Annotated in this window: 10 protein-coding genes; 3 read left to right on the top strand and 7 right to left on the bottom strand. The window is 72.4% G+C overall.

What is annotated here, in order from left to right; translation table 11 throughout:
• Positions 1 to 300: 300 nt before the first annotated feature.
• On the top strand, positions 301 to 1,554 hold the full coding sequence (locus LG632_RS02295; protein ID WP_226724615.1) for a DUF418 domain-containing protein: 1,254 nt from the start codon (positions 301 to 303) through the stop codon (positions 1,552 to 1,554).
• A gap of 274 nt (positions 1,555 to 1,828) precedes the next feature.
• On the opposite strand, the gene LG632_RS02300 is transcribed toward LG632_RS02295, so the two are convergent.
• Positions 1,829 to 3,130 carry a cation:proton antiporter gene (locus tag LG632_RS02300; RefSeq protein ID WP_226724616.1) on the bottom strand — a complete coding sequence of 434 codons (1,302 nt, stop codon included), beginning with the start codon at positions 3,128 to 3,130 and terminating at the stop codon, positions 1,829 to 1,831.
• A 246-nt stretch (positions 3,131 to 3,376) separates the two neighbouring features.
• Complete coding sequence (locus LG632_RS02305; RefSeq protein WP_226724617.1) at positions 3,377 to 5,179, bottom strand: ABC transporter ATP-binding protein; 1,803 nt, start codon at positions 5,177 to 5,179, stop codon at positions 3,377 to 3,379.
• Between the two features lie 466 nt (positions 5,180 to 5,645).
• Between LG632_RS02305 and LG632_RS02310 the strand changes: the two genes are divergently transcribed.
• Positions 5,646 to 6,452 carry a class I SAM-dependent methyltransferase gene (locus LG632_RS02310; RefSeq protein WP_226724618.1) on the top strand — a complete coding sequence of 269 codons (807 nt, stop codon included), beginning with the start codon at positions 5,646 to 5,648 and terminating at the stop codon, positions 6,450 to 6,452.
• Positions 6,453 to 6,522: 70 nt separating this feature from the next.
• Here the strand turns inward: LG632_RS02310 and LG632_RS02315 are convergent, their stop codons facing one another.
• Positions 6,523 to 7,665, bottom strand: a complete 1,143-nt coding sequence (locus LG632_RS02315) for an ROK family transcriptional regulator (protein WP_226724619.1) — start codon at positions 7,663 to 7,665, stop codon at positions 6,523 to 6,525.
• Between the two features lie 121 nt (positions 7,666 to 7,786).
• Positions 7,787 to 8,542, bottom strand: coding sequence for a class I SAM-dependent DNA methyltransferase (locus LG632_RS02320; protein ID WP_226724620.1), 756 nt, complete (start codon positions 8,540 to 8,542; stop codon positions 7,787 to 7,789).
• 249 nt (positions 8,543 to 8,791) lie between these two features.
• Here LG632_RS02320 and LG632_RS02325 point away from each other — a divergent pair, with 249 nt between their 5' ends.
• Complete coding sequence (locus LG632_RS02325) at positions 8,792 to 9,856, top strand: GNAT family N-acetyltransferase (RefSeq protein ID WP_226724621.1); 1,065 nt, start codon at positions 8,792 to 8,794, stop codon at positions 9,854 to 9,856.
• 181 nt (positions 9,857 to 10,037) lie between these two features.
• Here the strand turns inward: LG632_RS02325 and LG632_RS02330 are convergent, their stop codons facing one another.
• From LG632_RS02330 to LG632_RS02340, 3 genes are all read right to left on the bottom strand, one after another.
• A complete protein-coding gene (locus LG632_RS02330; protein WP_226724622.1) occupies positions 10,038 to 10,793 on the bottom strand; it encodes a phytanoyl-CoA dioxygenase family protein in 756 nt (251 codons plus the stop codon).
• Positions 10,794 to 10,827: 34 nt separating this feature from the next.
• Positions 10,828 to 11,724, bottom strand: a complete 897-nt coding sequence (locus tag LG632_RS02335; protein WP_226724623.1) for an aminoglycoside phosphotransferase family protein — start codon at positions 11,722 to 11,724, stop codon at positions 10,828 to 10,830.
• Positions 11,725 to 11,804: 80 nt separating this feature from the next.
• The gene (locus LG632_RS02340) at positions 11,805 to 13,058 is read right to left on the bottom strand and encodes a 6-phospho-beta-glucosidase (protein WP_226724624.1); all 1,254 of its coding nucleotides are present in this window, start codon (positions 13,056 to 13,058) and stop codon (positions 11,805 to 11,807) included.
• Positions 13,059 to 13,153 lie beyond the last annotated feature (95 nt).

Consider the following 13,153-nt stretch of genomic DNA (forward strand, 5'->3'; position numbering starts at 1 on the left):
GTTCCGCCTCACACTCTCGTCGGTTCTGTCCCGCTTCTCGGCGACCCGTGGACCCGGGCGCTCCGCGCGCTCGTACGGGGGCTCGCCTGACGTCGACCGTACGCCCGGCAGGGTATGTGGTGGCCTGGTCACCCCTGCACTCCGGACACCTGGCGGGGCAGCTCCAGCCGTTCGGGGGGTGCGCTCCGGGATCGTCCGTCCCGGCCCGCCGGTCGGCGGGGTCGTCCCGGCCGGTCAGCGGGGGTGTCACCGAAGCCTGCCGGATGGTCCGCCTCCCTGCGGCACCCAGAGATTCTTCGTATGACACAGACACAGCCGTCGCAGGAGACACCGACTCCGCAGGACGACTCGCCTCCACGGCACGCGGACTCGCCCGGGTCCGCCGGGAAGGCCCCGGGCGGCCCGTCGTTCGGACGCCTGGTGGGGGTGGATCTGGCCCGTGCGCTGGCGGTGTTCGGCATGTACGTCGTCCACATCGGTCCGGCCCTGTCGGAGACGTCCGGTGTCGGCACCTGGGTCCGCTACCTGGCCGACGGTCACTCGTCGGTCCTGTTCGCCACCCTCGCCGGGTTCTCGTTGATGCTGATCGCCGGCCGCCGGGAGCCGAAGACCGGCCTGGCGGGCCGGCAGGCGAAGGCCCGGATCGCGATCCGCGCCGTGGTCCTGCTGGCCCTGGGGACGGTGCTGGCGATGGAGTACGGGGGCGTGATCATCCTCGGCTTCTACGGCGTCTACTTCCTCCTCGCCCTGCCCCTGCTGCGGCTGTCCGCCAGGACACTGGCGGTCGTCGCCGCAGGGCTCGCGCTCGTCACGCCGCAGTTGGCGTACGTCCTGAACTCGCTGCTCGGCGAGTCCGTCCAGCAGAGCATCAACGCCTACGACCCGCTCAAGAAGCTCAGCGAGGTGGGTGTGCTCGACCTGCTGCTCACGGGCTTCTACCCGGCGATCACGTGGATGTCGTTCGTGGTCGCCGGCATGGCGCTGGCCCGCCTCGACCTGTCGGCCGTCTCCGTCCAGCGGCGCCTGGCCGCGCTCGGTGCCGCCCTCACCGTCGGCGCGTACGGGCTGTCCCTGCTGCTGGCGGGCAAGGATGCGCTGCGGAGCATGGCGGAGGACGGGAAGTCCTCCGCCGGGTACGAGGAGGCGTCCTCCTTCGGCAGCGGGTCCTTCCCGACTCCGCGGTCGGCCTCGGAGCTGCTGTCCGCCGGGCCGCACAGCGGCACCACGTTCGACATCATCGGCAGTGTGGGCGTCGCCGTCCTCGTGGTCGTGGGCGCGACGGTCCTGATGGACCGCCTGCCGCGCCTTGGCCGCCTGGCGAAGCCGGTCGTCGCCGTGGGCACCATGTCCCTGACGGCCTACGTCGGCCACTTCCTCGTGCAGTCCGCGGTGGGCGTACCGGCCGGCGAAAGCAGCCAGGTGTCCTGGCTGCCCGTGCTCGCGCTCATCCTCGGAGCGATCGTGTTCGCCGCCGTCTGGTCCCGCTTCTTCCGCCGCGGCCCGCTGGAGGCGTTGCTCAACGCCGCCACCAGGCCGGCGAAGTACATCCGCTGATGCCGGGCCGGGGCGGGCGGCCTTGGTGACCCGCCCCGGCTCCAAGGACCCCCGCGGGACGCCACCCACTGCGCTGACGCAAGCGCCACCGGTTTCGGCGCGCGGCGCACGGGTCCCTCAGGCGGCGGTCTCGCGCCCGGTCAGTTCTCGGCGCATAACCAGGAGTTGGAGCGCCGCGTGTGGGGAGCTCGGCCCCGGGCGCGAGCTCGGGGTACGTCATGGTGCCCTCCCGGGTCGTGAACGTGGGTCGTGGGGCGGTCCGGCGGTCGGCCGGTCACGCCCGTTCCGGACCGGCATCGGCCCGTGCGTGCGCTGTGGTGGGCGGTGGGCCCGCGCAGTCAGTGGCGGGGGACGAAGAGCGAGGTGCCAGCAGCCGGGCCATGGCCATGGAACCGCCGCCGTGGAGCAGGACGCTGCCGAGCACGGCGAGCGTCATGGCATCCAGGGCGGTGTCGGCGTAGGAACCGAGGGGCAGAGCGTTGAACGCGAGCAGGCCGAACACGATCGAGGTGGTGCCCCGCGGTCCGAGCACGCCGACCATGAGCCGTTCGCGCCAGCTGAACCGGGAGCCGAGGAATGCCAGGGCGATCGGCAGGATCCGCAGGACGGTGAGCGCGGCCGCGGACAGCAGGAGAACGGGCCGGTCGATGCCCTCACCCAGTGCGAGCACCACCGCGTTGCCGAAGAAGAACCACATGACCATGGTCATCATCGAGTTGGTGTCCTCGATGAGCTGGAAGTCCGAGGCGGCGGGAGCCTGAGCGCCGTGCCGACGGACCGGTGCCTGCCGTACGTACCGGAAGGCGATCCCGCAGACGAACGCGGCCACGAAACCGTTCCCGTCCACGGCCACGGTCGCGGTGTAGGTGAGGAGCGGTGCGATCAGGACCAGGGTCCGCCTCGACCGGTCGGTGGTCCAGTGGGCACGGTCGGCCAGGTTCATCAGCCACGCGATCAACGCGCCCAGCAGGGCGCCGACGACGAGCGCTTTCACCGCGAACGGCACCACTGTGGCCAACGCCTCCATGGGCGTACGCGCCTGGGACTTCGACCCGGCGAGGATCACCGCGAAGAGGAAGAGGGGCGAGACGATCCCGTCGTTGTAGCCGCTCTCCACGTTGAGCACGCTGCGCACCTTCTCCGGGATGCGCCGATCGCGTACGAGGACTTCAGCGGGGGCGAAGTCGGTCGGCACGATGATGCACGCGATCAACAGCAGCACCGCCAGCGGCAGCCCCGGCAGCAGCCAGGCCCCCGACACGACCGTCAGGACCAGGCTCAGCGGCAGTGCCACGAGCAGTGCCCGGGCGGCCGAGCCGGGATCACGGCCGAACAGCCGCCCGCCCGGCAGCTCCGTGGCATCGACGAACAGCAGGACGGCGAGGATCACCTCCACCACACGCAGAGCGATCTCCGAGTTGAGCGCGGCAGCGATCTGGCTGTGCGTGAACACGCCCGTGACGACACCCGCGAACACCAGGACCAGGGGCGCCCGCACGTGCCAGCCCTCCAGCCGCCCGGCGACGAGCGACCACCCGGCCACCACCGCAGTGATCACGATCAGCACAAACGTCATCTGGAAACCCGCTTCAGGAACCTCAGAACTGGGAACGGCCGAACCCCTTTCCACCTGAGGCCGGTGGAAAGGGGCGGGGGTGCGCGATCACCGGGAACGTCGCTCGCGGCTACGCCGGCGCTGCCCTCAGCCTCATGCGTCGCGTGGTGCACCGGTATCCGGCGGATGTCCGGCGCCACCCCGTCACCCGGCCGGGCTGCCCCCGCCGGACGGCGGGGGCGGCCAGTGGGGCTCACCCGGCGGAGCTCACCCGGCGGGGCGCCCCGCCGGAAGCAGGAGCTGGGTCGCGGCGAGCTGTGCGTACAGCTCGTCCCGCTCGACCAGCTGCTCGTGGGTGCCGATCGCGCGGACCCTGCCGGCGTCCATGACGACGATGCGGTCCGCGTCCGTGACCGTGGACAGGCGGTGCGCCACCACCAGGACGGTGGTCTCCCGTGCCGCCTCGGCGAGGGCGTCCCTCAGTGCCAGCTCGTTGACGGCGTCGAGCTGCGAGGTCGCCTCGTCCAGGAGCAGCAGCCGAGGTGTGCGCAGCAGGGCGCGGGCGATCGCGACGCGCTGGCGTTCGCCGCCGGACAGCTTCGAGCCGCGGTGTCCGACCAGGGTGTCCAGGCCGTGCGGGAGACGCTCGACGAGGGTGTCGAGGCGGGTCCGGGCGAGGACGGCGCGGATGTCGTCGTCCGTCGCGCCGGGCGCGGTGAGGACCAGGTTCTCCCGCAGCGTGCCGGCCAGGACCGGAGCGTCCTGTTCGACGTAGCCGATGACGGACCGCAGCTCGGACAGCGGCCACTGCCGTATGTCCCGTCCGTCGAGCAGGATGCGCCCGCCGGTCGTCTCGTAGAACCGCTCGATGAGCGAGAAGACCGTCGACTTGCCCGCACCCGAGGGCCCGACGAAGGCCGTCGTCCCGGCACCCGGTACGTCGAAGTCGACCTGCTGGTGGATGTACGGCAGCCCGGGCGCGTAGCGGAACGACACGTCCTCGAAGCGGACCTGGGCCGGGCCCCGCACGGCTCCCGCAGTCCGGGGCCGCACCGGCTGCCGCGTGGCCGGCGGCTCCGCCGCCAGGCGGTCCACCTCCTCGATCCGGGAGACGGCCGCCGCGCCCTCCTGGTATGCGGTGGCGGCGTCGACCAGCTTGTACACCGGCTCCATCAGGTAGAAGAGGTACAGCAGGAAGGCGATGAGCGTGGAGACGGGGATGTCCCCGGACGCCACCCGTGCCCCGCCGGCCGCGAGCACCGCGAGGAACGCCAGCTGGACGGCGAGGTTGTCCGCCGTTCCCAGCAGGGCCTCCCACTTCGCGCCGCGCACGCCGTGGTGCCACGCCCGCTCGGCCGACGCCGTGACGCGGGCGGTCTCCCGTTCCTCCGCGCCGGCCGCCTTCACCGTGCGGAACGCGCCGAAGACACGCTCCAGGCCGGTGGACATCTCCCCGACAGCCTCCTGCGCGCGCTCGGCGGCCTGTCCGATCTTCGGCATGGCCAGGGCGGCACCCGCGGCGACGACCGCGACCACGAGGAGTGCGACGCCGAGCAGGACGACGTCCAGGAAGGCCATCACCACGACCGCCGCGATCAGCGTCAGCGTCCCGGTCGCGGCGTTGACCACCGCGCGGGTGCTGACGGCCCGCAGCAGCGTGGTGTCGGAGGTCACCCGTGACATCAGATCACCCGGCTGCATCCGGTCCACCGCCGCGAGCCGCAGCCTCAGCAGCCGGCCGACGAGGCTGCGGCGAGCGGCCAGGACCACCGACTCCGCCGTCCGCTCCAGCACGTAGGCGCCGAACGCCTCTGCCACCGTGCTCAGCAGCACCAGCACGGTCAGGGCAAGCAGGACGGTGGCGATCGTGCCGCCGGACGAGAGCCGGTCGACCAGCGCCTTCGTGGCCAGGGGCTGGAGCAGCCCGCCAGCGGCCCCCGCCAGCGCCGACAGCAGACCGAGGACGACGGCCCCCCGGTGCGGGCGGACGTACCCGTACAGCGCCTTGAGCGTGTCACGCACGCGCAGCGACTCGGCACCCGTCGTCTCCGGGGCGGATGCGGTGTTCACAAGATCCCTTTCCTCCGTGGTCGGCCGCGCGCGCGTCTCGGCGGCGGCGGGCACCGGCCCGCACGGGCCGTGGCGCTCGGCTCACCGGGCCCGCTCGACGGCCGTCGAGGCGACGGTGCGCATCCCGGCATCGCGGCATCGCGGCATCGCGGCATCGCGGCATCCCAACGTCCCGGCATCCCGACATCCCGGCATCGCGGCATCCCGACATCCCGGAGGAGCGGAGGAGCGTGCTCCGGGGCGCCCGCTGTGTCATGCCACCAGCGTGGGGAGCCAGGCCGTCCGTCGACCATCCGGCGATCGTCGGGTGCACCCCCGCCGAGTGGCTGGAACCCCTGCCCGCACTGTGCCCGCCGGCCTGAGAGGTCCGCCGTAGTGGAGCGCGGCCCGGTCCGGCCCGCACGCGGGCACCTGCGGAGCACGGCGGCGCGGCGGGGAAGAGGGTCCCTGACGCGACGCTACCGTGATGAGGGTGGCAGGAATCAGTGCTGACCGACGGTGGTCCGAGTCCATGCCGGCGGCCTACGAGCAGTACCTCGTGCCGGTGGTCTTCCGGCCCTTCGCCGAGGACCTGGCTGCCAGGGCGGCGGCGCTGCGCCCTCGGCGCATCCTCGAACTGGCCGCGGGGACGGGAGTCTTGACGTCTGCCCTGCTCACGGCGGCGCCGTCGGCCACGGTGACGGCCACCGACCTGAACGAGGCCATGGTCGCCTTCGGATCGGCCCGGTCCCCGGGCGCGCTCTGGCGGCAGGCCGACGCGCAGCGGCTGCCGTTCCCGGACGACGGCTTCGACCTGGTGGTCTGCCAGTTCGGCGTGATGTTCTTTCCCGACCGCGTCGGGGCCTTCACGGAGGTCCGCCGGGTGCTCGCTCCGGGCGGCCGGTTCCTGTTCAACACCTGGGGCCCGCTGGCGGCGCACGCCTTCGAAGTCGCGCTGCAGGCCGGGCTGGAGCGGGCCTTTCCGGTCGACCCGCCGCAGTTCTTCCGGATGGTTCCGCACGGCTACGCCGACCCCGCTGTCGTGGCCGCTGATCTGGCGGCCGCCGGGTTCACCGTGGAGGACGAGCAGGAGCTGACGCTCCAGGGCCGTGCCGCGTCGACCGCCGACCTTGCCGTCGGGTACCTCACCGGAACACCGGTGCGCGCGGCCGTCGAGGAGCGCGGCGACGGACCGGCCGTCCGCGCCGCCGTCACCGAGGAGATGCAGGCCCGGCTGGGCCCGGGGCCGGTCACCGCTCCGATGACGGCGTACGTCTTCCGCGCCGCGGCCTGAATCGCAGCCCGCGCCCTGGGGCAGGGGCGGCGCCGGCCCGGGGAGGGGCGTGGTGGTCCTCGGAGGTCCCTCACCTCCCGCCGAGCAGCGCCTCCCGGGCCGCGTCGCGGGCGGACAGGCGGGCGCCCTCCAGGACCGCGTCGCCGCCGAGGGTGGTGGCCCTGACCTCCGTGGGAACCGGGGTGAGGGCCGACAGGCGGGTGGCGACGCGGGCGGCCAGGGCGGGGCCGCCCGCGAGGCCGAGTTCGCCGCCCAGGACCACACAGCCCGGGTCGAGCACCGCCGCCACGGCTGCCGCGCCCAGGGTGAGCCGTTCGGCCAAGGCCTCCAGGAAGGCTTCGCCGGCAGCGCCGGCCACCGCCTCCTCCACCGGCCCCGCGAACCCGTGCTCCGCCGCCAGTGACGCCACCGCCTCGCGCCCGGCGAGGGCGTGGAAGCCGCCGCCGCAGTCGGTGGCGGAGGGCAGACCGGCGGTGCCGGGTACGGGCAGGAAGCCGATCTCGCCCGCGCCACCGGACGCGCCCCGGCGCAGTCGGCCGTCCAGGACCACGGTGGCGCTGACGCCCGCACCCAGCCAGAGCAGCACGAAGGAGTCGAGGTCGCGGGCGACGCCGCAGCGCTGCTCGGCGACGGCGGCGAGGTTGGTCTCGTTCTCGACCAGGATCCGGGCGGGCAACTCCCGCTGGAGCGCGGCCACCAGTTCCCGGTGCCAGGCCGGCAGGCCGCTGGTGTCGCGCAGTTCGCCGGTCGCCGGGGACACCAGGCCGGGCGCGCCGACCGCCACGGTGTGCAGCTCGGCCGCACCCACCTCGCGGGCCGCCCGGCGCAGTTCGACCACGGCCGCCTCGGGCGCGTCCACCGGAAGCGGGGTCCGGGTGAGGGGCTGGCCGACCAGGTCGGTGACGACCGCGGTCGCGCTGTCGGTGCGTACGTCGAGGGCGGCGAGGAAGGCGCGGCGGGCGACGATGCCGTACAGGCGGGCGTTGGGTCCGCGCCGCTGTACGCCGGTCTCGCCCACCACCTTGATCATCCCGGCCGCCGCGAGCCGGTCGACCAGGTCCGCGACCGACGGACGCGAGAGGCCGGTGAGCGCCTTGAGCTGGGCGGCTGTCAGCGGGCCCTGGTCCTGCAGGAGCCGCAGCGCCAGCCGGTCGTTGATCGCCCGGGCGGTGCTCGGCGAGGCCGGGGAAAAGGCGGGAACCGTTGGGGTCACGGGGTCATCCTAGGCGGCCGGACGGACGGACGATCGAACATCCTCTGCCTATCAGGAAAGCTGCCCGGGTCGCCCCGGGAGAAGGGGCGCTCGACGAGCACCCGGCCCCTTCTCCCGGGGGTCAGCTGATCGGCTTCTCCCAGACGGAGACGTGCTGGGCGCTGTCCTCGGTGAAGGGCAGGCGCGTCCAGCCGTCCCAGCGGTCGCGCAGCCGCAGGCCGGCGAGCTGGGCCATCAGGTCCAGCTCCGAGGGCCAGACGTAGCGGAAGGGGATCGTCCTGGCTTCGCCGTGGCCGTCTTCCGCGATCTCGATGTAGTGGCAGGTCGCGTCCTGGGTGACGGTGTCGTAGACGGTGTAGGCCCACTCGCGCGGACCGGTGCGGAACGGGACGATGTTCTGCCCGGCCGGGATCTTGCGGAGCTCCGGGACCAGCACCTCGACGACGAAACAGCCCCCGGGCGCCAGGTGCTCGGCGGCGTTGCGGAAGCAGGCGACCTGGGCCTCCTGGCTCGCCAGGTTCATGATGGTGTTGAAGACGAGGTAGACCAGGGAGAAGGGCCCCTCGGCCGTCGTGTCCACCCTGGTCGCGGCGAAATCGCCGATCGACACGCCGATCTGCTCACCGCCCGGCTTGGCGCGCATGCGGTCCACCATCGCCCGGGACATGTCGATGCCGTGAACCGGGACGCCCCGCCGGGCCAGCGGCAGCGCGATGCGCCCCGTCCCGATCCCCAGCTCCAGGGCCCTGCCGTCCCCCGCGAGTTCCGCGAGGAGATCCGCGGTCTGCTCGATGACCTCCTTCTGGAACTGGGGTCCCTGGGCATCGTCGTACCGCTCTGCCACCCGCTTCGAGAAGTGGCCGTCCGCATCGGTCATCAGGCGACCGTATCGCCTCCGCGGCGGAGGAACCAGACCCTCATGGCTGCCCGTTCGGTTGGTGTCGAGGGCGTTGGCCAGGGCCAGGGCGATGGCTGGTTTTCGACGATTGGCCGAACTCGGATGGGGATTGTCTCCGCATTCGAGAACCTTCCCCTTGATTGCTGACACCTCCTGTGTCAGCACCTAACATCCTTCACACCCCTGGCAGTTGGGGAGTATCAGCCGTCATCCGAGCAAGGGAGAGGCGTGACCGACCACAGCGACCCCCTCACCGTCGAGACCCGCGAGACCTTCCCCGCGGAGCTGCTCGACGTCACCTGTCGCCCCCGTTCCGTCAGCCTCTCGCCGCGCCGCCTCGCCTCCATGGACGGGGACGGCCGGTGGCGGACCCGCTGGGCCGTGGCCCTGACCGGCGGGCGGGTCATCGGCGCCCTCGGTGCCCACCGTCCGTCCTCCGCCCGCTTCTCCGGAGGGTTCTACGACCTGAACGAACTCGGCGAGCAGCTGGAGCGGCCCGTCCCGGAGGACTCGCGGCGCTGGGCCGTCGTCGGCGGCTGCCGCGACCTGGCCGCCGGTGCGGTGACCGACGCCCGCCTGGACGACAAGGAGACCGCGCGCGTGCAGGCGGCCCTCGCCGCCCAGGTCTTCGGCGAGGCCGACGAGGCGGGGGACCTGCCGGTCGCCCTGCACGTCCGCCGCGAGGAGGCCGAGGCGTTCGCCGCCGGTATCGGGCCGCGCGCCCTCGTCCGTACCCTCGGCGAGACCGCCGACCTGTACCTCACCGGCGACGACCCGGAGCAGCACATCGCCGCGCTGAGCCCCTCGCAGCGGGAGCGCTGCCGCAAGGACCGGCGCCGCTTCGAGGCCCTCGGCTACCCGGCGGCCCGGGTGCCTGCCGCCTCCGTGCTGGAAGAGGCCGCCCCGCTGGTCTTCGCCGTCAAGGCGAAGTACGGCGTCGTCGACCACCCCCGCCTCAGCCTCTTCCGGCTCCGGGAATGGGTCCGCGCCTTCGGCGAGGGCGCCTGCCACGCCAGTGTCGTCCGCGACGACACGGGCCGCCTCGTCGCGGTCTCCTTCTTCGCCGTCCAGGGCGAGGTCCTGGGGGGGTACGAGATCGGGCTCGCCGACGACGTGCCCGGCCGCGAGTTCGCCTACCTCCAGGCGATGATCCACGGCCCCGTCCGGTACGCCTTCGAGCTCGGCTGCCGCAGCATCGACCTCGGGCTCGCCTCCGCCACGGTCAAGCGGCGGCGAGGCGCGGTCATCAGCGAGACCTGCCTCGTGACGATCGCGGAGGCGGCCGGCCGGTAGACGCATGTGCGCGGACGCGGGCGCGGGCGCGGGCGCGACCTCGACTTTCGTCGTCGGACCGCGTGACCGAGGAGGGACGCGAAGGGCGTACGGAGGATGTCTCGTCACACTGTCCGGGATCGCCGAAGGCGCGGGCGGCCGGTGTGTCCCGGCTGCGCCGCGCCTTCCCTCTCCGCGTGGTTCAGACCCGGGCTACGAGGCCCTCCACGTCGAGCGCCGCCTCCCTCAGGCCCAGCAGGTCGAACGCCTGCTCCGACAGGTCCGCGACGATGGCCGGCGGCAGCGCCGTCCAGTCGTAGTGCGTCGGGATCGCGGGGTGCGTGTAGGCCGCGTGGATGCTCCGGCGGTCGGCGCCGCTGGCGTTCGGGCGACCGCTGTGGATGAGGTGCGAGTTGTGCATGATGACGGCACCGCGAGGCGCCTCGACTATGACCTCGTCCGGGTGGGCGTCCATCGGGTCGCCCATCCGGGCCAGTGCGGCGGTGTCGTCCAGGTGGGAACCCGGGATGACGCGCGTCGCGCCGTTCTCGGCGGTGAATTCGTCGAGGCACCAGATTGCGTTGCACTTGTCGAAGGGCCGCCCGCGACGGCGGTCCAGGACGTGCAGCGGCTGGCCCGCCGCACCCGCGGCGGGCGAGCGGCCGTTGATCAGGTTCAGCAGGAGCCGCGGTCCGACCATCTGGCTCGCGGCGTCGAGGAGCAGCGGGTGCAGGAGGCCGTCCTGCACCTTGGCCGAGTAGTACAGGGCGTTGTCGACGAAACGGACGCCCTCCTCGGAATCGCTGATCTCGTGGAGGCGGAACTTCTCCCACGCCGTGTCCATCTCGTCGCCCAGCTCGTCGCACTCCTGCGGAGTGAACACGTCGAGGAGGACCACATATCCCTCGGTGTCCAGCTGCTCACATTCCCCGGGCGTCAGGGCAGTACGGTTCAACACGTTCTTCCTCCCTCGCGATGACTGTGCTCGAAACTCAGACCTGGGTGTGGGAGACGATGCGTGCGAGGGTGGTACGACCCATGTTGTACATCGCCGGGTTGGTGTCGATGTAGTACCAGATCGCGCCCATGCACTGCTCGAACGCCCACGCCTTGCTGCGCTCCCATTCGAGGTCGTCACAGCCCAGCTCCTCGCGGAACACCGCGCGAGACGGGTCGTCGAGCAGGTGCCACGCGGCGATGACGTCGAGGGCGGGGTCGGCCGGGGCGAAGTCGCCGCTGTCGAGGACGCCGGCCAGCCGGCCGCCCTCGACCAGGACGTTGTTCGGGGTCAGGTCGCCGTGGGTCATCACGTCGCCCGGCTTGTCGGGGAGCGCGCGGAAGTGGCTCCAGAGCCGGCGGAGCAGGGGCACGTCGAGCAGGCCCTCGCTCTTCTCGAAGCAGAGCTCGACCCATTCGTCGTGGTCGGGCAGGTGGCCGCCCCGCTTGTCGCCCTGGAAGGTGCGGCCCTCGGTGTCGGCGGTCCGCAGCGCCTTGATCAGACCCGCGAGGTCGCGGGCGAAGTCCGGGGATCCGCCGAAGCCCGCGGTGGCGACTTCGCCGGGGACCCAGGTCTGGACCGACCACGGCAGGGGGTAGCCGCTGCCCGGCTCGCCGAGGGCGACCGGGCGCGGAGCCGCGACCGGACAGTGCTCGGCGAACCGCTGCGAGGCCCGGGCCTCGCGCTGGAGGGTCTCCCGGCAGTCCTCGGGGTCCACCGCCTGGAGCGGGAAGCGGGCCGCCAGCTCGTCGCCGATGCGGAAGATTCCGTTCACCGTGCCGCTCGACGTCAGGCGCCGGACCTCCAGCGCCTTCCATTGGGGGAACTGGGTGGCGATGAGCTCACGGACGGCCTCGTCCTCGATGATGATCTCGTCGTCGTGCATGGTCATGCTTCGTGTGTCCGATCCTTGGTCAGTGGTACCGGCCCGCGTGTGGCCCTTGCGTCCGCTGTCGATGAGGGGGGCGGGCTTCAGCGAGCCCATGCCAGGTGTTCGGCATTGGCCGCGATGAGCTTGTCCGTGAGCTCTTCCGCCGCCTGGTGCTGGCCGATCAGCGGGTGGGCGAGGAGTGCGGCGTAGACGCGCTCGCGGCCGCCGCGTATCGCCGCGTCCAGGGCGAGTTCCTCGTACGCGCCGACCGAGGCGATCAGGCCGGACATGCTCGGCTCGACCGGGGCGACCGGCCGGGGGCGGGCGCCGTTCGTGTCCACGTCGCAGGTCACCTCGATGACGGCGTCGTCGGAGAGGAACGGCAGGGTGCCGTTGTTGCGTACGTTGACGGCGTGCGGGCCCGCCGCGCTCGGGTTCAGCAGCGAGGACAGCAGCCCGACCGCCGCCTCCGAGTAGTAGGCGCCGCCCCGCTCCTCCAGAAGCTTGGGCTTCTTGCTGAGCGTCGGGTCGGCGTACATCCGGAGCAGTTCCGACTCGATCGCGGCGACCTGCTCGCCCCGGGTGGGGCGGCCGGTGTCCTCGCGGACGACCTCGTCGTGGCAGTAGAAGTAGCGCAGGTAGTACGAGGGCAGGGACCGGGTGGAGAGCAGTGTCCGGGGCGGCAGTCCGACCTCGGCGGCCAGCTCCTCGGGCCGGGTCCGCAGGAGCTCGGGCAGGCGGTCGACCCCGTCGACGTACACGGCCCGCTCCCACGTCAGGTGGTTGAGCCCGACGTGTCCGAGCAGGACCGACGACGGCTCGACGTCGAGCATCCCGGCGATCCAGCGCTCCAACCCGATCGCCACGTTGCACAGGCCCACCGCGCGGTGGCCGGCGTCCAGCAGGGCGCGGGTGACGATGCCGACGGGGTTGGTGAAGTCGACGATCCAGGCGCCGGGCGCGGCGAGGCGCGCCGCGCGCTCGGCGATGTCCAGGACGACGGGGACCGTGCGCATGGCCTTGGCGAGACCGCCGAAGCCGGTGGTCTCCTGACCGACGCAGCCGCAGCTCATCGGGAGGGTCTCGTCGCTGATCCGGGCCTGCTGTCCGCCGACGCGGAGCTGGAGGATGACCACGGCGGCGTCGCTGAGGCCGGCGTCGAGGTCGCTGGTCCAGGTGACGCGGCCCGAGGCTCCGTAGTCACCGAAGATCCTGCTGGAGAGCCCGCCGATCACTTCGAGGCGATCGGCGACCGGGTCGACCAGGCACAGATCCGCCTGCGGGAAAAGGCGGGCGAATCCGTCGACGAGTTCCGGTGTGTACGTGGAACCGCCGCCCACCACTGCGATCTTCATTGCCGACTCCTGCAATCGTCACCTCGCGGATCGTCGCCTCGTGGCACGAAACCGATTCAAACAAAATCAAGAAACGTCTTTGCCTGTCAAGGCAA

It is taken from the genome of Streptomyces antimicrobicus (assembly GCF_020532625.1).
Classification (GTDB): domain Bacteria; phylum Actinomycetota; class Actinomycetes; order Streptomycetales; family Streptomycetaceae; genus Streptomyces; species Streptomyces antimicrobicus.